The sequence below is a fragment of the Anaerozeibacter quisquiliarum genome (assembly GCF_051162045.1).
Lineage (GTDB): Bacteria > Bacillota > Clostridia > Christensenellales > Aristaeellaceae > Anaerozeibacter > Anaerozeibacter quisquiliarum.
Window position 1 is genome coordinate 47,878 of record NZ_JBISDI010000010.1, and the last position, 22,821, is coordinate 70,698.

Sequence of the window (22,821 nt, forward strand, 5' to 3'; positions counted from 1 at the left end):
GGGCTGCAGCGTTAAGAAACGGCGTTGCGGCCCCGCTTTATGGACCGGGGACGTTTCTCGCAGGGGGACCCATTGATTAGACTTGGTTTGCTTTGCGCAGGTAGTACGGCCCGAAGCCGAGCAGCGCGCTCAGGCACACGGCCGCGGCATACCAGAAGCCGGCGCCCGTGCCGTAGGCCCCTGCGATCCACGCGCCCAGCAGGTTGCCGGCCACGCGCGCCGCGCCGTAGCCGGCCACCGCCACGAGCGCCTGCCCGCGCGCGCGCAGTTCCTCGGGCACCGCCTGCGACACCCGCTTGGCCATGGCGAAGGACAGCACGATGAACCCACCGGCGTGCAGCAGCTGGCCGATGAGCGCCCAAAAGACGCCGGGCAGCGCGGCCAACAGCGCCCAGCGCAGCGTGAGCACGCCCGCAGAGCACAGCAGCAGCCGCTCCGCGCCCAGCCGCGCGTACAGCCGGTCGCCCTTGCCCAGGAACGGCAGTTCGCTAAGCGTCCCGATCAGGTAGGCGTAGCCGAGCAGGCGTTTGTTGCCGCCGGGCAAGGCGGTGAAGTACAGCGGGAAAAATGAGAAGTAATACCCCATCGTCAATTGAAGCAGTATGAACAGCGAGAGCAGTCCCTTCATGCCGGGCAGTGCCCAGAAAGCCCTGAGCGGCAAAGTATGGCCCGGGCGCTGGCGGCCGGGCAGAAAGGGCAGCAGTTGCGCGGCCGCGGCGACCAGCATCATCATCGCGCAAGTCGCGAGCGGAAAGGCGCGCACGCGCGATTCGAGCAGGTAGCCGAACAGAAGCGAGCCCAGCGCGAACGCCAGGCTGGCGCTCATGCGCAGCGGTCCGAACGGGCGGCGGCCGAGCGCCTCCAAAATGATCGAGTCGCCCATCGGCTGCAGCGCCGGGAAGCACAGATTGAACAGCCCCAGCGACAAAAGCAGCCAGGGCAACCCGGCCGCGCCGCCCATCAGCCCCATCGACAGGGCCGAGAGCAGCGCGGCCGCTTGCAGCGTGCGCGCGCGGTTTCGGCTGCGGTCGGAGAGACCGCCCCAGGCGAGCAGCGCAAAGACGGCGCACACCGGCAGCGCCGATTGGATCAGTCCGATCTGGCGCGCGTCCAGGCCCACGGCATTGAGGTACAGCGCCGCGTAGCCCTGATAGAGCGCGTTCGATATATAGTACGCCGCGAGGAACGCGGCGTAGCGCCAGGGATAAGAGATTGCCATGCGCATATTGTGCCATGGTTTGCAAAATTCAACCGTTTCTCATTTGATTTGGCCGCGCGTTTGCGCTATAATGCAAGTAAATATGGCAGGTAAGCGCTGATTGATTCGGGCGTCCGCCAGAGGGCGTCGGAATCAATCGGCGGTTATCCGGATACAGAGGGATAGACGATGGCCATCCGAATGATTGCGACCGACCTGGACGGCACGCTGCTCACCCCCGACGGGCGCGTCAGCGAGCGTACCGAGGCGGCGCTCAAGGCGGCGATGGAACAGGGCGCGCTGGTGGTGCTGAATTCCGGCCGCATGCCCGGTTCCATGACCGAATTTGCCGTTAAGTTAAACGTAAACGCGCCCATGATCTGCTACAACGGCGCGCTGACCTACGACCGCGCGCAGGCCCGTCCGGTCGCGGAAACCATGCTCGACCGCGACACCGCGCGCGCGCTCAGCCGCGCGATCGAGGAGATGGGGCAGTACGTACAGGGCTTCTGGGGCCGGGACTTCTACTGCGAGCGCTACACCGAGCAGACGCGCGCCTACGAGCAAAAGTGCGCCGTGCGCGGCCGGGAAGCCGGGTCGCCGCTCAGTGAGTTCATCCCGGGCGGGGTGTACAAGCTGCTGATGATCGTAAAGGCCGGCGAGATCGGCCGCTTTTTGCCCTCGCTGCGCGCGCGCTTTGACGACCGGGTGGAGTTCATGGCGTCGAACACCAGCTTTCTGGAATGCGTGGCCAAGGGCGTGAACAAGGGCGCGGCGCTCAGGGCGCTGGGCGCGGCGCGCGGCATCGCGCCGAGCGAGATCATGGCTTTTGGCGACGAGCAGAACGACCTGGTCATGCTCAGGCAGGTGGGGCACGGCTACGCCATGGCCAACGCCGACGAGCACATCCGCCGCCAGGTGAAGTATGTCGCCCCGTCCAACGCCGAGGACGGCGTGGCGCAGGTGGTGGAGCGCTGCCTGGCCGAGGGACTGATCGAATCTCCGAGGGAAGGGATCAAGACATGATCCGCGAGGCTGATTTTGTCCGGGCGCTGGGGCTTACGGTGCTTCTGCCCGGGCGCACCGACGAGCTCGACATCCTGTCGAGCGACATCAACCGCCCGGGCCTTCCGCTATCGGGCTACTACGACCACTTCTCCTACCGCCGTCCGCAGGTGTTTGGCATGGCGGAGCAGGCCTACATGGACTCGCTGCCCGAAAAAGTGCTGCGCGAGCGGCTAAAGACCTTTTTCGGGTTCGACATCCCCTGCGTCATCGTGACCCATGGGATGGACTGCAACAGCGTGCTGCTCGAGACGGCGCGCGCGGGCGGCGTGCCGGTGTACGCCACCGAAAATGAGGCCACGCTGCTCGTGGTTCGGCTGATTAACTACCTGAACCATGTGCTCGCCCCCTGCATCACCCAGCACGGCGTGCTGATCGACGTGTTTGGCAGCGGCATCCTGATTACCGGAGACAGCGGCGTGGGCAAGAGCGAGACCGCGCTCGAACTGATTAAGCGCGGGCATCGGTTGGTGGCCGACGACGTGGTGCAACTCAAGCGCGTCACCCGCGACCGGCTGGTCGGCGAAGCGCCCGAGATGATCAAGCACTTCATGGAGATCCGGGGCGTGGGCATCATCGACATCGCCACGATGTACGGCATCGGTTCGGTGATCGACTCGAAGTCGATCGACCTGGTGGTGCACTTTGAGCTCTGGAAGTCCGACGTGGAGTACGACCGGCTGGGGCTCGACGATCAATGCACCGAGATTCTGGGCGTGTGCGTGCCCAAGCTGCTGATCCCCATCCGGCCCGGGCGGAACCTGGCGGTGGTGCTCGAGGTGGCGGCGCGCAACTTCCGCCTGAAGCAGAGCGGCTACAACGCCGCGAGGACGCTGGACGAACGGCTGCGCGAGCGCACGCTGAGCGCCGCCGCGGAGGGAGGCGACGAGGTATGGTGACGTTGGGCATCGACCTGGGCGGCACCGGCATCAAGGCCGGCGTGGTGGACGAAGACGGGCATTTGATCGTCAAGGACAGATGCCCGACGCGCCCGGAACGCGGGCACGAGGCGGTCATTTGGGATATGGCCGCGCTGTCGCGTCGGGTGGTGGAGGCGGCCGGGCTTAAAATGGGGGACATCTCCGGCGTGGGCGTGGGCATTCCGGGCGTGGAGGACGCCGCGCGCGGCATCGTGCCCTTCTGCACGAATCTGGGTTGGCACGAGGTGCCCCTGACAGCGATGTTGGGCGGGCTGCTCGGCTTGCCCGTCAAGGTGGGCAACGACGCCACCGTCGCGGCGCTGGCCGAGGCGGTCGCGGGCGTCAGCCGTATGACGCGCAGCTCGGTGCTGGTGACGCTGGGCACCGGCGTGGGCGGCGGCGTGATCCTGGACGGCCGGCCGTTCGTGGGCGCGCATGGGGTGGCGACCGAGATCGGCCACCTGATCGTCAAGTTCGACGGGGTGATGTGCACCTGCGGCAACCGGGGCTGCTGGGAGCGCTACGCCAGCGCCAGCGCGCTGATCCGCGAGGGGTGCGCGGCCGCGGAGGCGAACCCTGCGGGGGGGATCGCCCTGGCATGCGGCGGGCAGCCGGATATGATTAGCGCCAAGCTGGTGATCGACGTCGCGCGGGGCGGCGATCCCGATGCCATGCGCATATTCGAGGACTATGTGTTCTGGGTAACGGTGGGGCTGGCGAACCTAATCAATATCTACGACCCCGAGGTGATCGCGCTGGGCGGCGGGGTGTCGGCGGCGGGAACGTTCCTGTTGGACGCGGTCAGGAAGAAGCTGCCCGAGCTGGTATTTTTCAAGGCCATGCCCTACGCGCGGGTGGAGCTGGCTGTGCTGGGCAACGACGCCGGCATCATCGGCGCGGCGATGCTGTCGAGAATTCACGCGAATCCGGCCGCGGCCGGATTCGCGTAACCGCCCAGGGATTTTCGGGCGGTATTGAGGAGGAATTTTTCCATGAAAAGAAGTGCGGCATTGCTGGGCGCGGCGCTGATCGCGCTTTCCCCGCTGACGGCGTTTGCGCAGGATGTTGACTTTGAGCACCTGCCGCTTTCCGAGCTCAAGCAGATCGTCGCCGAGGCGGAAGCCGCCATCGCGCGCAACCACACCGTGTCGTTCGAGGTGTCGAACAAGCTGTGCGAGCTGACCAAGCTGAGCATTCTCGATCGGCTGCCGGGCGAGCCCAATTGGGGCTGGTTCGACTGGACGTACGCGCGCGAATGGGATCGGCTGACGGTGACCACCAGCGTCACGCTGTCGGGCAGGCAGGAGCAGCCGGTCAGCGCGATTTACCGAGACGAGGGCGGCGGCGCGTACACGCTGACCTTCCTCAAGGTGGGCGAGGACGTGCTGGTCGACGAGCAAGCCGACACGGCCGCGCCCGATTCCGATGCGCCCGAAGCCGATGAGCCGGGCGACGTGGAGGGAGAACCGATTGAGGCTGCGGCCGGCAGGGGAGAGGACGCGCATTCGATGGGCATGCCGATCGATCCGACCGCCACGCCGGTGCCGACGCCCGACCCCACGCCCGAACAGGCGCCTGAGGCGCAGCCGGACATCGTCGCCGACGACGTCGAGGTCGTCGCGCAGGTAGGCAGCAAGGGCGACCTGGTCAAGGAAGTGCAGGGTTACCTGATCGCGCTGGGTTATCTCAGCGGCGGCAACGACGGCCTGTTCGGCCAGGCGACGCAGGACGCGCTCAAGACCTACCAGTCCGACCGCGCGATGACGATCACCGGACAGGTGACCGAATACGTGCGCAGGCGGCTGGCAGCCGACGCGCAGGCCGGCGGCGGAATCGATGCGCAGCCGCCGTCCGACCCCGGTCGGGTGCTGGCGCAGTTGGCCAGCAAGGGCGACCAGGTCAAGGACATCCAATCGCGGCTGATCGCGCTGGGGTTCCTGGAAGGCGGAGCCGACGGGCGCTACGGCGAGGGCACCGAGCGCGCGGTCAAGGCGTTCGAGGCGGCGCAGGACATGCCTCAAACCGGCGTGGTCACGCAAAGGGTCTACGACGAGATGCGGCGGCTGACCCGGCCGGATAAGATCGCCGATCTCGGTACGTTCCTATTGCTGTTCAACGCCGCCGAGCAGGTGGGCGGCGCTCAGGCGCAGCTGGCCGTGGAAGCGCCCTCGGGCGGCGGCTCGGTGAGCGCGGTGATCGACCAACACGCGGACATCACGCTGGAGCTGAACGACGAGGGCGGCATCCTGACGATCACGGTGACCGGCAGGCTGGACGGCTTTGCCGAGGCCGAAACCTCGGTGTTGAACGCGTTCATATCGACGCTGACCGGCGTCGGCGCGGCAAATTCGGTGGCCGAGGGCAAGCTGATGCTCAGGGAGATCGGCGCGTACAAGGACGCGCTGCTGGAAAGCGGCATAGGCACTTGCCTGGACGGCGACGTGCGCTACACCTGGCAAGCCGAGGACGGCGGCGCGCAGCTGTCGGTGCGCCTGGAGGGATAGGCGCAGCCGGCGTTTGCTGAATATGCGAGGGCTGTATCGCCAATAAAAGGCGCTACAGCCCCGCTTCATAAAACGCTCCGGCCCGTATCCGTCCTACGATTCGCCCATCCGAATCAATATCTTCCCGCGCTTCCTATAGCTGACGTCGGTAAAGACCTGTCCGATCTCGCTGAGCGGCACCACGTCGGTGATGATGTCGTCCATGACCACGCGCCGCTGCGCCAGCAGGCGCACCGCGCGCGCGAAGGTGTAGGGGTTGATGAACGACGAGGTGATCGTAAGCTCGCGGTTAAACACCTCAAACGTCTTGAGCGGGATCTCGGTCTCGGGCGCGACCAGCCCGAACAGCAGCACCGTCGCGGTCTTGCCCGCGCACTCGATCGCCTGCTTCTGCGTGAAGGGCGTGCCCGCCGCCTCGATCACGCAGTCCACGTTCTCGCACGCCTCGCCAAGCGCCGTGCGCAGGTCCTGCGCCGCCGGGTCGATCACGAGGTCGGCCCCGAGCTTTAGCGCCAGCGCGCGCTTTTCCGCCACCAGCTCGCTCACGATGATCTTGCCCGCGCCGCTCATGCGCGCCAGCTGCAGCATCATAAGCCCGATCGGACCCGCGCCGATCACCAGTACGTTGGCGCCCGCGCGGATGCGCGAAAGGTCGATGCCGTTGACGCAGCAGGACAGCGTCTCGCACTGCGAGCCGGCCTCAAAGCCCAGCGAATCGGGCAAATGGTACACCTGCTTTTCCGGCACCACGACGTATTCCGCGAACCCGCCCGGGTAGCTGGTGCCGTAGCCCTTCATGTGTGTGCAGAAATGCGCCTTGCCGTTCTTGCAGAAGTAGCACTCGCCGCACACGTCGTTGGGGTCGGCCGACACGCGGTCGCCGGGGACAAACGCGGTTACCTGCGCGCCCACCGCGTCCACCACGCCCGAAAACTCGTGGCCGATGACCGTGCCCTCGGGCACCGGCGCGGCCCCGCCGTCGCCGTGGTAGATGTGCAGGTCAGTGCCGCACACGCCGCAATACCGGATCTTGATGCGCACGTCGCGCGCGCCGCATTCGGGCATGGGTACGTCCGTTACGCGCACGTCGTTTTTTCCGTAGTAGACAGCAGCCTTCATAGAACAACCCTCTTTCAAGTATTAACCCTTCACCGCGCCCATCGTAAGGCCCTTGACCAGCGACTTCTGCGTCATCCAGCCCAGCAGGATGGCCGGCAGCACGCACAGCGTGGACGAGGCTGACAGCTGTGCGGTGAACTGGCCCTGCTGCTCGCGGAAGCGCGACATGTACACCGGCAAGGTGGCGGTCTGGTTGGTCGTCAGCGTGTAGGCCAAGAAGAACTCGTTCCATACGAACACCGCCACCAGCAGGCCCGCGCTGAAGATGCCCATACGCGCCAGCGGCAGCACCACGTGCCCGATCTGCTGCAGGCGTGTGCAGCCGTCGATCTCCGACGCCTCGATCAGCGAGCCGGGGATGTCGGCCAGGAACGAGTGCACCATCCAGATCACCAGCGGCGTGTGGAAGCCCACGTACAGGATCAAGAGGCCGATGTTGCTCTTCATCAGCCCGACCGCGTTGTACAGCAAATACAGCGGCACCAGGATCGCGACCGGCGGCAGCAGGATCGTGGTGATGAACCACAGGTGGAGCTTACTGTTGGTGCCGCGCCGCTTGAACCGGCCGAACTGCACCGCGAACGCGGCCGGCACGCCGATCAGCATGCACAGCACGGTCGAAGCCACCACCTGGAACAGCGAATTGTTCAGGTAACGGTACATGTTCGAGTCGGCGAAGATCTTTTTGTAGGTTTCAAACGTGGGCGTAAAGAACAGCCTCGGGTGGATGGCCTGGATTTCGGTCTTCATGCCGGTCAGAAACATGTAGAGAATGGGGAAGAAGTACAAAAACCCGATGACGTAGGCGACCGCGGTCAAGCCTGCGTTTTTACAGATCCGCCTGCGCGACAGCCTGCGTCGCGCGGCCTCCCGGGCGCTGATTTGTGGCACAGTCATCGCGTGCCCTCCTTTCGCGACTGATACCAATTCCGAACATGAATCCGTCGTCGTGCCGGATCTTTTTTCGCTCCGGCTCCTTGCATGGCGAAAAAACCCTCGCCGCTTTGGACGCATGATTGTCCTTCATTGGTATGATTAACTGAGCATCTCGCTGCGGCGCTTGATCGCCTTGGACAGCGCGTTCACCGCAAAGGTCACGATCAGCACCGTGAGCACGGAAATGGTCGCGGCGCGACCCACGCGCTTGGAGGTGAACACGATGTCGTAGATGTAGTAGGCCAGCGAGTAGGAGCTCTTGCCCGGCCCGCCCGCCGTGGTGACCAGGATCAGGCCGAACTCCTTAATCAGGAAGATCAGCCCCAGCATGATCGCGGTCTGCATGTGGTTCATGATCATGGGCAGCTTGATGTTGAAGGTGGTCACAAACCAGTTCGCGCCGTCGATGTTGGCGCTCTCGAGCACCTCGCCCGGCAGCGATTGGAGCCCGCCCAAGATTATCAGCACAAAGAAAGGCATCCACTGCCAGATAAACAGAAACGCGATCAGCGATAGCGAGTGGTGGCTCAGAAAGTCGACGAGCGGCAGGCCCAGCGCGCCTGAAATCAGCGCGTACCAGCCGAAGGTCATGTTGAGGATCGTCACCTTCCAGATGACGCCGGTGGTGGTGGACATGACAAAGAACGGCCCGAGGATCAGCGTGCGCACTACGTTGATGCCGGGCAGCTGATGGTCGAGCAGCAGCGACAGCAGAAAACCGAAGATCGTGCAGCCGGCCAGCGCGATCACGACAAGCAGCAGCGTCTGACCGGTGATCGCCCAGAACTCGGCGCTGCCGTAGCCCCAGAAATAGTAGGCATAGTTTTCGAGTTTTGCAAATTTGACGCCCTGGTCCGGGCGTACCAGATTCCAGTGTACCATGGAAAACACCACGGTCGCGATAAAGGGGATCTGCGTGGTGATGGCGATCCAGACGACCGCGGGCAGCGCAAAGTACTTGTCGGTATAGCGGCGCTTGCGCGGGTCCGGACGAGCATCGCCGCGCGCGGGGGATTGGCTCATCTGTCCACCTGCCTTTCTCGTCCCGCCGGGATGTGTAACATCCCGGCCTCGCCGGATGCCCTACGGGTGGACGGGGCTTGCCCGCCCACCCGTAGGGCAATGGGGTCCCTCCCCCCAGGGAGGTTTGGAGGGCCGGGGCCCGCCATGTTCAATCACAGCGGGTCCGCTTTGCCGATTCCCAGCTTACGCGTGGCGGCCGAAGCCGACCGCGCGTGGTGAGCGTTACTTGTATCCGCCTTCGACCGAAACCTGCTCGAACAGCTGCTGCGTGCGCGAGATGGCCTCGTCCAGTTCGATGCCGCCCGCCAGGTACTCGAGCACCCACTGCGTCATCTGGGTGGCCGCCTCCTGGAACTCGACGATGGCCATGTACTGCAGGCCCACGTAAGGCACCGGGTTGACGGCGGGCTTCGTGAAGTCGAGCGGCGCGAGCGCGTTCAGCGTGGCCTGGGCGTAGGGCAGCGCCTTGATGACGTCCTTCTCGTAGGTGGAGTAGCGCGACGCCGGCGGCGTCACCGAGCCGTCGGGCATGTAGGTAAGGCTCAGGTCGATGAAGTCCTTCGAGGTGCACCACAGGATGAAGTCGAACACTTCCTTCTTGTGCGTGGTCTGCGGGTTGATCGCCATCGCCCAGTTCCACAGCCAGCCGGACTGGCCGCCCGGAACCTGGGTCGGGGCCTGGGCGTAGCCTACCTTGCCCTTGATCGGGGACTCGTCGGACTCAAAGTTGCCGCACAGCGACGTGGCGTCATAGTAGATGCCCACGTTGCCCTCGAGGAACAGGTTCACGCACTCGTTGTAGGAGTTGCCGGTGAGGTTGGACGGACCGCACTCGGTGAGCAGCTTTTTGTACATCGTCCAGCAGTTGCGCATCTCGGGCGTGTCGATTTTGGCATTCCACTCCATGTCGTAGTACTGCGCGCCAAAGGCGTTCTGCATGGCGCCCAGCGGCGCGCCCAGGTTGCCCCAGCCCACGTCCGAGCGCATTACGATGCCGGTGTAGCCGTCGCCCAGGCCCTTGACCGCCTTGGCCAGGTCGTAGATCTGATCCCAGGTGGGATTCTCGGGCATGGTCACGCCCGCCTTCTCAAACAGCTCCTTGTTGTACATGATGAACGAGGACTCACCGTAGAAGGGCACGGCCCACATGTGGCCGTCCACGTCGGTGACCGACTTCATCATGGCCGAGAACACGTCGTCGATGTCGTACCAGGCTTTTTGCTCCTCGGACATGCCCGCGAAGTAGGGCGCCAGGTCCTCCAGCCAGCCGTACTGGCCCCAGCACATGCCCTCATAGGGCCCCACGTAGAACATGTCGTAGGTCACGCCGTCGGTCGTGGCGTCCAGCGTCTGCGCCGAGCGCAGATCCTCCTCGGGAATCACGGAGATGTTCACGTCGAAGTTGTAGCCGGCGTCCTTGAAGTACTTCTGCACGATGGCGTACAGCCCCTGCGAATAGGGGTTGTTCGCCAAGCCGATGTTCAAGGTGACTTTCTCCTGCGCCAGCGCGGACGGGGCCACGACCAGCAACATCAGGGCCAGGACCAAAGACAGCGTTCTCCTCATGTTTGTACCCTCCTTGATAGAATGATTATCGCTACGGCATCCGCCGCAAGAAACGCACCGGGGGTGAGCAACATTTATAAAGACCTTTCTATTTCTGTATTATACACGACGCGGCTAAGTTGTCAATAGCAAAAACAATATTTTGGGCAATGTGAAATATGTAACGAAATCGAGGAACCGGACGAATTTTACATCGTGCGGTCGACCATAAAGAAGCGGTCCACATGGGTGAGCGCCGCGCCCAGCGCGGAGGCGTGACGGCGGCATTTGCAGGTGTGCAGATAACTGCCGTCGCGCCCGAAGGTGTTGATGCGCCCGGCGCGCAGCCGGATGGCATCCAGGAAATCGGTCAGGTAACCGCCCGCCTCGCCGCCCAGCACGATCGGGCAGTCGAACGCCATGCGCAGGTTGTTGACCGATATGGCCAGCGCATCCAGGTAGTTGTTCCACAGAATGGCGCACTCGGCATCGCCCTGCCCAAGCATCGAGAAGAAGGCGTCCAGGTTGCCGGAGGCATGCTCGGCCAGTACGGGCGCGGCGCAGAACGCGTCCACGCAGCCCTCCATGCCGCAGTAGCACGCCCGACCCATCGGCATCAGCCGCATGTGCCCGAACTCGCCCGCGCGACAGTTATCACCCATGTACATGCGCCGCTTAAGCACGATCGAGCCGCCCACGCAGTCGTTGAGCGACAGGTAGGCAAAGGTGTCGAGGCTGTCCTCGGCGTGGATCTCAGCCAGCGCCGCGGCGTTGGCGTCGTTGATGAAGCTGGCCGACAGGCGTACGTGTTCGCAAAAGGCGCGCGTGGGCACGGCGCGTATGCCCAGCGCGTGTGAGTCGGTAATCATGTCGCCCTCGATGATGCCCGGGATCGAGAAGCCCACGCCCAGCACCTTGGCCTCGTCCGCGTCCGCCTCGCGCAGGAAGTCGTGGATCGTCTCGCCCAGCCAGGCGTAGTACGCGGGGATGTTGCGGTAGGGCATGCTCATCTGTCGGCTGTGGATCACCGCGCCCGTCAGATCGATCATCGTTAACTGTACGTGGCTCTTGCGTACGTCCGCGCCCACCGACAGCCGGACGCCGGCCACCGGCGCGATGACCATGGCCTTGCGCCCGCCCGTCGATTCCATCTGCCCGAGCTCGCAGATCAATTCCTCGGCCAGCAGTTCCTTAATGTTCTGCAGTACCGTGGGCAAGCTCATGCCGAGCGCCTCCACCAGATGCTGCTTGGTGGTGCCGCCCGAGCGGTAGATGTACTTGAGCACCCGGTTCTTGTTGTACAGCCGAATGTCGCGGCCGCCCAGGCCCGTCGCCATGCGCATACGCTCCTACTCTAAAAACATGTAAACGCGCCGTCGATCACAAAGTCGGAGCCGGTGGTAAACGAGCTGGTGTCGCCTGCCAGGTACACGACGATGGCCTGCAACTCGTCGGGCCGACCCAGCCGCCCCATGGGCGCGATCGCGTTCCAGGCGTCGATCAGCTCTGTCAGCTTGGGGTTTGACAGGATCAGCTCGGTGCCGATGTAGCCGGGGCTGATGCTGTTGACGCGCACACCGCGCTTGGCCCATTCGACGGCCATCGACTTGGTGAGCTGCATGACGCCCGCCTTGGCGGCGTTGTAGGCGCACTGGGGCTGGGGCACGTTGACGATGTGGCCCGACATCGAAGCGGTATTGATGATCGAGCCCGAACCCTGCTTCAGCATCACCTTGCCCGCCGCCTGCGCGCACAAGAACACGCCGGTCAAATCGACGTCGATCACCTTGCGCCACTGCTCGTAGCTCATTTCCTCGGCGGGCACGTTGATGCAGATGCCCGCGTTGCAGAAGGCCACGTCGATCCGACCGAAGCGCGCGAGCACCTGCTCGACCATGCGGTTCACATCGTCAGGGTCGGTCACGTCGGTCTTAACGGCGAACACGTCGCGGCCCGTTTCCGCGGCCATCCATTCGGCGGTGCGCAGCCCCTCCTCGATGTCCACGTCTACAATGGCGATGTCCGCGCCCGCCTCCGCCAGCGCGGTCGCCACCGACTTGCCGATGCCGCGCGCTCCGCCCGTCACAAACGCCTTCTTGCCGTCCAACCTCATTTTCTCGATGATGCCCATGCGGGTACCTCCTTCGCGTTGTGGTTTGACAGTCTTTTATAAACGCCTTCATATAAGGTGTCGGCGCCATTATAGCACGATCTTTACAAACCTGCAAGGGCCGCGCGCGGGTTTTTTTGCGCCCATCCGCCCAGGCAGCCGCGGATCTATGCTGACGCCTCATGGCGGGTGCTTTTCCGCCCGATTGTTTTTGCAAAACGCTTGACGTAGCGCCGCTACGTCAAGCGTTTTGCAAAGCAATCGGACGGAAATTCCCTCGTCATGAGGCGCCCGAATCAATTAGCGTATACCTAGGCCTTCCTGAGCTTGAACTGGTTGGCCTGCCGGACCAGCAGATCGGCCTGGCCGTTGAGTTCCTCGCTGGCGGCGGCGGATTCCTCGGCGGTGGCGGAGTTGGCCTGCACCACCTGCGACACCTGCATGATGCCCTGGTTGACCTGCGCGATGCCGCTCGCCTGCTCGACCGACGCCGTGTAGATGCCGTTCATCAGCCGCGTGGCGTTGTCCACTTCCGTAACGATCGCGCGCAGCGCCTCCGCCGTCTCGCTCGCGATCTTGCTGCCGCCGGTGACCTTCGCGATCGATTCCTCGATCAGGCTGGCCGTCTCCTTGGCGGCCTCCGCCGACTTGGCGGCCAAGCTGCGCACCTCGCCGGCCACCACGGCAAAGCCCTTGCCGTGCTCGCCCGCGCGCGCGGCTTCGACCGCGGCGTTCAGCGCCAGGATGTTCGTCTGGAACGCGATGTCGTCGATCACCTTGATGATGCCCGAGATGTTGCCCGACGACCGGTTGATGTCGTCCATCGCGCCCAGCAGCCGCTTCATCTGCTCGTTGCCCTGCTCGGCGTCGCGCTTGGCCTGCTCGGACAGCTCGTTGGCCTTTTTGGCGTTTTCTGTGTTGACCTGGGTCTGGGCGGCGATCTGCTCCATCGAGGCGCTTAGTTCCTCGACGGAACTCGCCTGCTCGGTTGCGCCCTGCGCGAGCGCGGTGCTCGAATCCGAAATCTGCCGCGCGCCCGCGCCTACCTGGTCGGCCGCGCCCTTGAGGTTTTGCAGTAGGTCGTTCATCTGACGGAACAGCGTATCGTTGGCCCTGGCTAGATCGCCGACTTCATCGCCGCGCCCCATGAACGCCTCGGATATCGAGCTTGAGAAGTCGCCGACGGCGAATTCCCCAGCCTTCTCGGTGGCGGCCCGCACGGGCAGGGTGACGATTCGCTTGACGGCGATGGCGACGGCCAGCACGATGACCAGCAGCCCCACCACCAGCGCGGCGACCGAGATCACGATGTTGCGGTTCGATTCTTCCAGCACCTCGCTCATCAAGACGGACTGCATGACCGACCAGGGCGTGCCGGTATTGCCAAGCGTGATGGGCGAGAGCACCTTGAGCGTGACCTCTTGGGTCACGTCGGAGAACGCCTCGACTATATAGATGGAACCGGCATGGATGGCGTCCATCATCGGCTTGCGAACCGCTTCGTCCTCGTGCGCGGACAGGGGGGTGCCCACGGCTTCGGGCTTGGGATGCGCCACATAGACGCCGCCGTTTGTCAGCACGCCGATGCTGGCGGTTTTGTAAGCGCCCTTATTCAGATTCAGACGGTTGAGCGCGTCGAGCGAGATGTCGATGCCCGTCACGCCCACCACCTTGCCGGAAGCGTTGCGGATCGGGACGGAGAAGCTGGTCAGCAGCACCGACTTGCCGTTTGTTTCGTACGCATACGGCTCGAGCACCGTATCCTCGCCCGAACGCAGCGCCAATTGGTAGTAGTCGCCTTCGCCGGGCACATCGTAGCCGACCAGCGCGGAGAGGGTTGCCCCCGATTGGCCCCGGACCCAGCTGGGGATGAAGCGACCGCTCTTGTCGCTGCCCGGGGTGTTCGCAAACTCCGCGTCCCGGCCGTCGAGCGCGTTCGGCTCGAAGCAAGCCCACGCGCCCAGGAGGAACGCGTTGTCCTCGGCGACCTGCCGGATCACCGCGGACAGCGTCTCGCGCCGGCCTTCGAGCGGCATCCGTTCATACGCGCTGAGCGCCGACGCCAGCGTCCGCGTCGTGTCCAGTGCCGTCTCCAATTCGTTCTTGACGAAGGCCGCGTTCGCTTCCGCGAGCGAACGGGCATCGGCGTAAGCGTTCGCGATGTCGCGCGTTCGCCCAGTGAGTGCCTGATAGCCCAGTACAGCCGCCAGCACCAGGCTGGTAATCAGCACGACGATCAAGGTGAGCTTTGTGCCTAGTTTTGCCTTCTTAATCATGGTTGAGTATTCCTCCCTTTATCTTCCGTGTCGGTCGGCCCGCGCGAAAAACAGGTACACCAGTATCAACTGCATCCAAGGACTATATCGACAATATTCGATCTCTTTTGAAGCGCGAAACAGGGAAGAACAAAAAATAACCATATGGCTACATCGAAAAGGAATGGCTTGCCGAAAAGGCATAAATGTATTAAAGTGTAAATGGAGCGATTTTCAGAGGTGGCATATGGAGCGACTGAACAAACGCCAGCAGCAGGCGCAAGAAACCAAGGCCGCGATTTACGAGGCGATGAACGACCTGGTGACGGAGAAGCCGTTTGAGCGCATTCGCATCCGGGACATCTGTGAGCGCGCAAACATTTCGCCCGGCGCGTTCTATCATTATTTTTCGTCCAAGAGCGACTTGCTGGCCGACCGATACTATCGGACGAACGAACAGTTATGCGCGCTGTACCGCGGACGACTGTCGGCCATGCACGCGGTGGACGCGCTCAAGCTGTACATCGAAGAGGAAACACACTACATCCGCACCCGGATTCCCGACATCCTGCGGCCCTACGCGCAGGCGCAGATCGAGAACGCTGAGAAATGGGTGCGGCGGGAGCAGGAAGCCACGCCCGTCATCATCCAGAAGATCGTGGAGGAGGGGTTCAAGCGGGGCGAGTTTCAGGGAGGATATACGCCCGAACAGGTACGCTCATTCGTCATTTGCCAGATACAGGGCATGGTCTACCAGCAATGCGCCACCCACGGCACGTTTCTGACAGACGACGCAGCCTTGGGCGTCGTGCTGGACGTGCTGGAGCGCATGAGGCGTTAAAATAGCGCGGATGCGCTGAGGGCGTCCAGGTTGTCGAAGCACCCGATATTTCTTCATGATGCGCGTCGATCTCGGCCTCCATGCCGTCGAGGCGGACGAAGATTCTCTCTTGGCCGTCAGCCAATGGCTTCAGCTGAGCGGCGTCGTTTGCTGAAAATCATCCGTTGAAAGCGACCTTATGTACAATCGCTCATTCGCCCGCCCCTTGACCGCGCCACCATGACGATGGTGGATTCCTCGCAAACAACGCGATGGGCTGGGGCATATCCCACCCATTATGGCACGTCGGTAGATGGCTGTGTAAGCTATTGCCGCTTCTCCCTGTGTACCGAATAGAGGTTGGCGAGGTTGGCCTGGCTCTGCGCGCCCTCGGGCAGCGCGGGCATCAGGCCGGTGCATTCGGTGGCGGACGCCACCGGCGATTCGTCAAAGCGGGGTACGTCCGGACGCTTGCGGTCGGTGGGTTTTTTCTTCATGATGGGTTGCACCTCCTTGATACCCATAGCATGGGCCGATGATCGTCGCACCATGCGCCCTGATTGACAAGATTGTGGAAAAAGTTGCAATACCCCGAAACTCGCGCCGTTGCGGGGAGGCGAGCCGATGTGGCGTCAAATGAAACGGGGGCTGCGGCGTCACAGCGCCGCAGCCCCCGTTTGGCATGCTTGTCTATTCGATCGTCGTCTGCGCGGCCACGCGGGCGATCGCGTCCCTGAGCACGTCCTCGCCCGGCAGTTTCGCTTCGTCGGTGTCGCTGGCGGTGGCGGACAGCATGACCGAGCGGCCGTGGCTCGCCGCGAGGAAGGCGTACGCCGCCTTGGTGTAGGTCATGGATTGCGGCTTGGGCGTAGCGCCGGGCTCGGTCTCGGCGTCAGGCTCGGGGGTGGCTTCGGCGGTGAGATCGGGGGTGGGGTAGCTGAAGGTATAACTGAAGCTGCGCGCGCGCTTGCCGGCCACATCGTCCTGCGAAACCTCGCTCATCGTCGCGCCCGGCATGAATTGGGCGAAGTTTCTTTGCAAGGTGGCGGGCAGCTTGTCGTAGGCGTCGGCTCCGGCCATGACGGTCACCTTGACCGGGCTTGCGGCGTCGTCGGGCTTGTAGGTGTACGCCCTGACATTCTTATCGACGGCGGCGTTTTCGTCCAGGCTGCGCGCAAATCCCGCGACTTCGCCGGCCTCGCCGACCTTGAAGTAACGGGGCTTCTGAGCGGTGCCGGTGTTGGCGACGATCCAGTTGTCGCCCGAAGTTTGAACCACGCCGTCCACCACGTTCAGGTGGCCGTCAAAGGCGCTGCGCAGCACGAAGAACAGCACGATGGCCACGATGACCGCCGCCACTGAGGCGACGATCTTCCAGAACTTATCCATGGGCATCTCGATGAACTTCTTTTGGCGCTTGACGTACTGATGCGACTTTGCGGGAACCGGTTTTTTCTTTGCCACGGTCGACGCTTCCTCTCTTCTCGGCCTTTCGGCCACTCATCATTGCCATTATTATACGCGCGTTTGTTTGTCTGGTCAACCGGCAATTGTCCGCATTTTGCGATGGGTACAGGCATAGATTCACCGCGAAGGGGGGTGCCGTCCGTGGACAAGCTACGCGCGCGCGCGGCGCTGAATTTGGGGCTGCTGGCGATGGTCATGCTGCTTGCGTATCCGGCGGAGGCGGCGGAGGCGGCGCGCGCGGCCGTCGAGCTGTGGGCGCGCGCCTTCGTGCCGGCGCTGCTGCCGTTCTTCCTCGTGCTGAGCGCGCTCACCACGCCCGAGGCCTGCCGCGTGTACGAGCTTATGCTGGGGCGCGCGACCGAGGCGCTGTTCGGCTGTCCGGGCCAGGCGGCGGGCGCGGTGCTGGTGGCACAGATGGCGGGCAGCCCGGCGGGCGCGATTGCGCTGTCGAGGACGGCGCGGGGCATGACGCGCGGCCAGCTCAGCCGCGCTTCGCTCTTGTGCGCGTCGCTCAGCCCCGGCTTCCTGGTGGGCGCGGTGGGCACGCAGATGCTGGGCTCGCCCGCGGCGGGCTACGTTCTGCTGCGCGCGCAGCTGATGTCGACGCTGTGCGCCGGGCTGCTGCTCAGGCGGGCCTGGGCGGACGACCGGACGCCGGTCACCCTAACCGACGCGCCGGTCCAGCCGCGCGCGCAGCCGGTCAGGGCGGCGGTCGTCGATATGCTGACGGTCGCGGGCTACATGGTGGGCTTTGCCGTGGCCGCGCGGCTGATTTCGCTGGCGCTGCCGGGAGCGGGGGGCCTCTTCATTGTGCCGCTCGAGGTGACCGGCGGCTGCGCGCAGCTGGCCCGCTCGATTGCGGACCGCGACGCGCGGCTGATTGCCGTCTCGGCCGCCTGCGGACTCACGGGCCTGTCGGTGATGGCGCAGAACGCCGCGCGGCTGCCATTCGTTCCGAAGGCGCGGCTAGCGCTCGGCAAGCTCATGCACGCCGCGCTGTCGGCGCTGTTCACCTGTTTGCAGTTGCTGCTGCCGCGCGCGGCTCCGCCCAACTGGCCGCTGGGCGCGTTCGAGACCGCGCTCATCCTCGCCTCCTCGCTGGCGATCCTCGCGGCGGCGCTGCACCGATACCGCCGAATCATTTCGCGTGACGCGGCGCGATGAACATGGTATAATAGGGCATATCTTTTTCGGGAGTACGAAGGAAGCATGCTGAACATTCGTTGCCGGGCGCAAGGCGAGCCGCGCTGGGCGCGCCCTTACGACATGTCCGAGCCGCTGTGGCGGCTGCTGGCCGCGCGGGGCGTTCAAAGCGAGGCCGAGGCGCGCGCGTTTTTGCATCCCTCCGAGGACGACCTGCTCGACCCGATGGGCCTGAGCGGCATGGCCGAGGCGGTTCGGCGCATTTGGCGCGCGAAAGAGGCGGGCGAGACCGTGTGCGTGTGGGGCGACTACGACGTGGACGGGGTGTCGGCCGCCGCGCTGCTCTCCGGGGTATTTCGCGCGCTTGGCATCGACGTGTTCTGCCACATCCCCTCGCGCCATGGAGAGGGTTACGGGCTCAACGAGGCCGGTATCCGCGAGGTGGCGGGCAGGGCGCAGTTGCTGATTACGGTGGACTGCGGTGTGAACGCCCATGCGCTGGTCGCGCTCGCCCGCGATCTGAAACTCGACGTCGTGGTGACCGATCATCACAGGCCGGGCGAACAACCGCCCGACTGTCCGGTCGTCAATCCGCTGCTCGGCGGCTATGCAAACCGGGCGCTGTGCGGCGCGGGCGTGGCGTTCAAGCTGGCTTCGGCGCTCGATGCCGATCTGGCGCGCGGCTTCATCGATCTGGCCGCGCTGGCGACCGTCGCCGACGTGGTCAGCCTGACCGGCGAGAATCGCGCGATCGCGGCGCTGGGCATCAAGGCAATGAACGAACATCCCCGGCCGGGCATCGCCCAGTTGATGGCGGTCAGCGGGATTGCGCCCGGCACGCTCGGCGCGGGCAAGCTGGCGTTTCAATTGGGGCCGCGGCTCAACGCCAGCGGGCGGGTGGGCAGCGCGCGGCGCGCGCTCGACCTGTTGGCGGCGCCCACGCCTGAGGCGGCGCATCCGCTGGCCGAGGAACTCGACCGCGAGAATTCCGCCCGTCGCGCGCTCGAACGCACCATTCTGTCGGACGCCGAGGAGCAGCTGAAAACCTACGACCTGGCGCGCAGCCGCGTGATCGTGCTCTCCGGCGACGATTGGAATCCGGGCGTGATCGGCCTCGCCGCGTCGCGGCTGGTCGAGCGCTATCATCTGCCGACCGTGCTGCTGGCCGGCGCGGGCGAGGTGCTGACCGGCTCCTGCCGCAGCATCCCGGACGTGGACATATTTTGCTGCTTACAGGCGCTGGAGCGGCTGCTTGCGCGCTACGGCGGGCATCGGCAGGCGGCGGGGCTGACGATCGAGCGGGGCCGGATCGAGGCATTCCGCGCGGAGCTGGGCCGCGTCATTGCCGAGCGCACCGACCCCGGCGCGTTCGTCCCGTCCGCCGAGTACGACCTCGAATTGCCCCTCGAAGAACTGAGCCTTGAGTTGGTCGATCAGCTCGAGCTGCTCGAGCCGACCGGCTGCGGCAACCCCGCGCCGGTGTTCCTTACGCACGCCGCGCCCGTCGAGGCGCGCGCGGTCGGCCGGGACGGCGCGCATTTGCAGCTGACGCTTGCGCAGGGCGGCGAGCGAATCAAGGGCATATGGTTCGGCGCGGGCGCGCTGCGCGGGGAATTGTCCGCATTGGCGCGTCCGGTGCTGTACGTGCCCCGCGCGAATGCCTGGATGAACCGCGTATCGCTGCAGCTGGAGGTCAAGGCGATCGGCGCGCCGCCGCTTGCGCGCGCGCTCGACGAAGGTGCCGAAGAAGAACGGTTGCTCCATGCGTTTTTAACACAGCGGCTTTATAATAAGCGGGAAACCCTCGCGCTGCCTATGGCCGAGCCGATCGGCGTCGAGGCGCTGTGCGGCCTGCTGGCCGCGTCGCCGCGCGGCACGCTGGTGGCCGCGGCCGACTTCGCAGGCGCGCGGGCGCTGCTTAACGAACTTTCTGCGCGCGGGATGGACGGGCGGCTCGATGTTTGCGTCGGGCGCTGGCCGGACGACGCGCGGTGCTTCAACGCGTTGGCCGTTCTGCCTGAGGGCGACGCTGCGCGCGGCTACGAGCGCCTGGCGGTACTGGGCGCGCCGGCCGGCTTGCTGGCGGGAGGCTTCGCCGGCACAAAACACCAGCTGACGGCATTAGACGGAGTGAAAGTCTGCGCCCAGTGGGTGCGGGAACTGCCCGACCGCGACATGCTGCGGGACTTGTACCGAGCGGTGCGCGCCTTGCTGCGGCGGCCTTATGCGCCCAAACATCCGCAGGTGGCGGCGCGGGAGCTTTCCGAGCTGTCGCATCTTACGCCGGCCGCGGCTCACGCCGGGCTGTATGCGCTCCGGGAGATGGATCTGATTGATTTTCACTGGGGCGAGCGCGCGCTGACGCTGCGCCCGTTCGCCAAGGCCGAGCCGGACGATTCGGCGGTATTTCGGTTGCTAAAAAAACTTCGGGCGTGGGGAGGTGTCGGGGCGTGACGGACGAGCGGTACGATCCGTTGAAAATCGAAGACCAGGAGGCCTTGCGCCTCGAGGATCAGGACCCGCAGCTGAGCGCGCTGCTCGCCAAGGTCGGGCGCTATCACCCGGGCGACGATCTTGGACTGATCGAGCGGGCGTACGCGTTCGCGCACCGCGCCCACGAGGGGCAAATGCGCAAGTCGGGCAAGCCCTACTTCACCCACCCTTACCGCGTGGCCGACATCCTGGCCGACCTGATGATGGATGCCCCGACGATCGCGGCGGGCTTGCTGCACGATTGCGTCGAGGATTGCGAGGACATCGACCTCGGGCTGATCGAGAAGGAATTCGGCGCGGAGGTGGCGCAGCTGGTCGACGGCGTGACCAAGCTGTCGCGGCTCGACCTGTCCTCGCGCGAGGAACAGCAGGCCGAGTCGCTGCGCAAGATGTTTCTGGCCATGGCCAAGGACATCCGCGTGGTGCTCATCAAGCTGGCCGACCGGCTGCACAACATGCGCACGCTGAAATTTCAAAAGCCCGAGCGGCAGGTGGCGATTGCGCGCGAGACGCTGGACGTGTATTCGCCGCTGGCGCACCGGCTGGGCATGTCCAAGCTCAAGTGGGAATTGGAAGATTTGGCGCTGCGCTACATCGATCCCGAGGGCTACTACGACCTGGTGCAAAAGATCGGCATGAAGCGCGAGGCGCGCGAGCAGAATATCCAAGGCGTCATCGCCGTGCTCAAAGAAAAGCTCGCCGAGCAGAAGATCGAGGCCGACATCGACGGCCGGCCCAAGCATTTCTACTCGATCTACCGCAAGATGCGTCAGCAGAACAAGAGCTTCGACCAGATCTTCGACCTGATCGCGGTGCGCATCATCGTGGACACCATCCCCGACTGCTACGCGGCGCTGGGCGTGGTGCATACGCTGTGGACGCAGGTACCCTTCCGGTTCAAGGACTACATCTCGATGCCCAAGCCCAATATGTACCAGTCGCTGCACACGACGGTGGTGGGCATGGGCGGGCTGTCGTTCGAGGTGCAGATCCGCACCCGCGACATGCACAGAACCGCCGAGTTCGGCATCGCGGCGCATTGGCGCTACAAGGAGGGCAAGCAGGGCGACCAGCTGGACAGCAAGCTGTATTGGCTCAGGCAAATCCTCGACTGGCAGAACGAGACGCGCGATCCGGGCGAGTTCATGGATGCGCTCAAGGTGGATCTGTTCTCCGACGAGGTGTTCGTGTTCACCCCGCGCGGCGATGTGATCGCGCTCTCGCGCGGCGCGACCCCGCTCGACTTCGCCTACCGCATTCACACCGAGATCGGGCACAAGTGCGTCGGCGCAAAGGTCAACGGGCGGATCGTGCCGCTGGAAACGGAACTCAATTCCGGCGACTTCGTCGAAATCATGACCTCGTCCGCGTCGCACGGGCCCTCGCGCGACTGGCTCAAGATCGTCAAGACCAGCGAGGCCAAGAGCAAGATCCGCGCCTGGTTCAAGCATGCGTTCAAGGACGAAAACCTGCAAAAGGGGCGCGACATCCTCGAGAAGGAATGCAAGCGCATGGGCTGCCAGTGGCCGCAGCTGAGCCGGTCCGAATACCTGGAGCCGGTCTACCGGCGCTACACGCTGTCCTCGCTCGACGATCTCTACGTCACCGTGGGTTTTGGCGGGCTGTCGGCGGTGCAGGTGCTCAACCGGCTGGTCGAGATCTACAAGAAGGCCAACAAGCTGGACGCCGCCCCCGAGCCCAAGGCGGCGACGCCCGAGCAGGCCGGCAAGGTGCGCGACGCCGCGCTGCGCAGGCAGAGCTCCTCGCACGGCATCATGGTGGAGGGCGACCCCGGCATGCTGGTGCGCTTTGCCCGGTGCTGCACGCCGCTGCCGGGCGACGAGATCATCGGCTACGTCACGCGCGGGCGCGGCGTATCGGTGCACCGCGCCGACTGCGTCAACCGCAAGGAGTTCGACGCCCAGCCCGAGCGGCTGATTAAGGTCAGCTGGGAGGACGGCAGCTCCGGGGCCTACAACGCCGATATCCAGATTGTGGCGTACGACCGCATGGGCCTCTTGGCCGACATCTCGGCGATGTTTGCCAAGATGGAGATGGCGATCGTGGCGCTGACCGCGCGCGTCGACAAGAACGGCAACACCATCATCAACGTGACGCTGGGCTGCAAGAACACCCAGCAGCTCGAGAAGATCATCAAACAACTGCTCAAGCGCGCCGACATCATCGAGGTGTTCCGCGTGAGCGCGTAAGTAGGAGGGGCAA

At 64.6% G+C, this 22,821-nt stretch carries 18 protein-coding genes; 8 read left to right on the forward strand and 10 right to left on the reverse strand.

All coding sequences use genetic code 11. The annotated features are described in order from the left end of the window. Positions 1-76 precede the first annotated feature (76 nt). Positions 77-1,225, reverse strand: coding sequence for an MFS transporter (locus tag ACH6CV_RS06060; protein WP_456357281.1), 1,149 nt, complete (start codon positions 1,223-1,225; stop codon positions 77-79). 162 nt (positions 1,226-1,387) lie between these two features. On the opposite strand from ACH6CV_RS06060, the gene ACH6CV_RS06065 reads away from it, so the two are divergent. The 4 genes from ACH6CV_RS06065 to ACH6CV_RS06080 are packed head-to-tail and all read left to right on the forward strand — an operon-like array spanning position 1,388 to position 5,687. Further along, entirely contained in the window at positions 1,388-2,224 is an 837-nt protein-coding gene (locus tag ACH6CV_RS06065) for a Cof-type HAD-IIB family hydrolase (protein ID WP_456357282.1), read from the forward strand. After that, positions 2,221-3,162 carry an HPr(Ser) kinase/phosphatase gene (gene hprK, locus ACH6CV_RS06070; protein ID WP_456357283.1) on the forward strand — a complete coding sequence of 314 codons (942 nt, stop codon included), beginning with the start codon at positions 2,221-2,223 and terminating at the stop codon, positions 3,160-3,162. Before ACH6CV_RS06065 ends, hprK begins: the two co-directional genes overlap by 4 nt. Then, a complete protein-coding gene (locus tag ACH6CV_RS06075; protein ID WP_456357284.1) occupies positions 3,156-4,133 on the forward strand; it encodes an ROK family protein in 978 nt (325 codons plus the stop codon). The genes hprK and ACH6CV_RS06075 overlap by 7 nt, the downstream gene beginning before the upstream one ends. A gap of 42 nt (positions 4,134-4,175) precedes the next feature. Continuing rightward, complete coding sequence (locus tag ACH6CV_RS06080) at positions 4,176-5,687, forward strand: peptidoglycan-binding domain-containing protein (protein ID WP_456357285.1); 1,512 nt, start codon at positions 4,176-4,178, stop codon at positions 5,685-5,687. A gap of 93 nt (positions 5,688-5,780) precedes the next feature. On the opposite strand, the gene ACH6CV_RS06085 is transcribed toward ACH6CV_RS06080, so the two are convergent. The 7 genes from ACH6CV_RS06085 to ACH6CV_RS06115 form a co-directional block, all read right to left on the reverse strand. Continuing rightward, complete coding sequence (locus ACH6CV_RS06085) at positions 5,781-6,806, reverse strand: zinc-dependent alcohol dehydrogenase family protein (RefSeq protein ID WP_456357286.1); 1,026 nt, start codon at positions 6,804-6,806, stop codon at positions 5,781-5,783. 21 nt (positions 6,807-6,827) lie between these two features. Then, entirely contained in the window at positions 6,828-7,703 is an 876-nt protein-coding gene (locus ACH6CV_RS06090) for a carbohydrate ABC transporter permease (protein ID WP_456357287.1), read from the reverse strand. 138 nt (positions 7,704-7,841) lie between these two features. Beyond that, positions 7,842-8,765, reverse strand: a complete 924-nt coding sequence (locus tag ACH6CV_RS06095; protein ID WP_456357288.1) for a carbohydrate ABC transporter permease — start codon at positions 8,763-8,765, stop codon at positions 7,842-7,844. Positions 8,766-8,987: 222 nt separating this feature from the next. After that, complete coding sequence (locus ACH6CV_RS06100) at positions 8,988-10,331, reverse strand: extracellular solute-binding protein (RefSeq protein ID WP_456357289.1); 1,344 nt, start codon at positions 10,329-10,331, stop codon at positions 8,988-8,990. Between the two features lie 188 nt (positions 10,332-10,519). After that, a complete protein-coding gene (locus ACH6CV_RS06105) occupies positions 10,520-11,647 on the reverse strand; it encodes an ROK family transcriptional regulator (protein ID WP_456357290.1) in 1,128 nt (375 codons plus the stop codon). Between the two features lie 17 nt (positions 11,648-11,664). Beyond that, entirely contained in the window at positions 11,665-12,441 is a 777-nt protein-coding gene (locus tag ACH6CV_RS06110; RefSeq protein WP_456357291.1) for an SDR family oxidoreductase, read from the reverse strand. 290 nt (positions 12,442-12,731) lie between these two features. Further along, positions 12,732-14,696 (reverse strand): methyl-accepting chemotaxis protein, encoded by a 1,965-nt coding sequence (locus tag ACH6CV_RS06115; protein ID WP_456357292.1) that lies wholly within the window; start codon positions 14,694-14,696, stop codon positions 12,732-12,734. A 226-nt stretch (positions 14,697-14,922) separates the two neighbouring features. Here ACH6CV_RS06115 and ACH6CV_RS06120 point away from each other — a divergent pair, with 226 nt between their 5' ends. Next, positions 14,923-15,516 carry a TetR/AcrR family transcriptional regulator gene (locus tag ACH6CV_RS06120; RefSeq protein ID WP_456357293.1) on the forward strand — a complete coding sequence of 198 codons (594 nt, stop codon included), beginning with the start codon at positions 14,923-14,925 and terminating at the stop codon, positions 15,514-15,516. Between the two features lie 305 nt (positions 15,517-15,821). Here ACH6CV_RS06120 and ACH6CV_RS06125 read toward each other — a convergent pair whose 3' ends face one another. Both ACH6CV_RS06125 and ACH6CV_RS06130 read right to left on the reverse strand, forming a co-directional pair. Next, positions 15,822-15,992, reverse strand: a complete 171-nt coding sequence (locus ACH6CV_RS06125; protein ID WP_456357294.1) for a hypothetical protein — start codon at positions 15,990-15,992, stop codon at positions 15,822-15,824. 193 nt (positions 15,993-16,185) lie between these two features. Further along, the gene (locus ACH6CV_RS06130) at positions 16,186-16,959 is read right to left on the reverse strand and encodes a hypothetical protein (protein ID WP_456357295.1); all 774 of its coding nucleotides are present in this window, start codon (positions 16,957-16,959) and stop codon (positions 16,186-16,188) included. Positions 16,960-17,103: 144 nt separating this feature from the next. On the opposite strand from ACH6CV_RS06130, the gene ACH6CV_RS06135 reads away from it, so the two are divergent. From ACH6CV_RS06135 to ACH6CV_RS06145, 3 genes are read left to right on the forward strand one after another with little or no spacing between them, the layout of a single operon-like run. Then, positions 17,104-18,126 carry a hypothetical protein gene (locus ACH6CV_RS06135; protein WP_456357296.1) on the forward strand — a complete coding sequence of 341 codons (1,023 nt, stop codon included), beginning with the start codon at positions 17,104-17,106 and terminating at the stop codon, positions 18,124-18,126. A 45-nt stretch (positions 18,127-18,171) separates the two neighbouring features. Next, positions 18,172-20,559, forward strand: coding sequence for a single-stranded-DNA-specific exonuclease RecJ (recJ, locus tag ACH6CV_RS06140; protein WP_456357297.1), 2,388 nt, complete (start codon positions 18,172-18,174; stop codon positions 20,557-20,559). A 44-nt stretch (positions 20,560-20,603) separates the two neighbouring features. After that, entirely contained in the window at positions 20,604-22,808 is a 2,205-nt protein-coding gene (locus tag ACH6CV_RS06145) for a RelA/SpoT family protein (protein ID WP_456357333.1), read from the forward strand. The last annotated feature ends 13 nt before the right edge of the window (positions 22,809-22,821 follow it).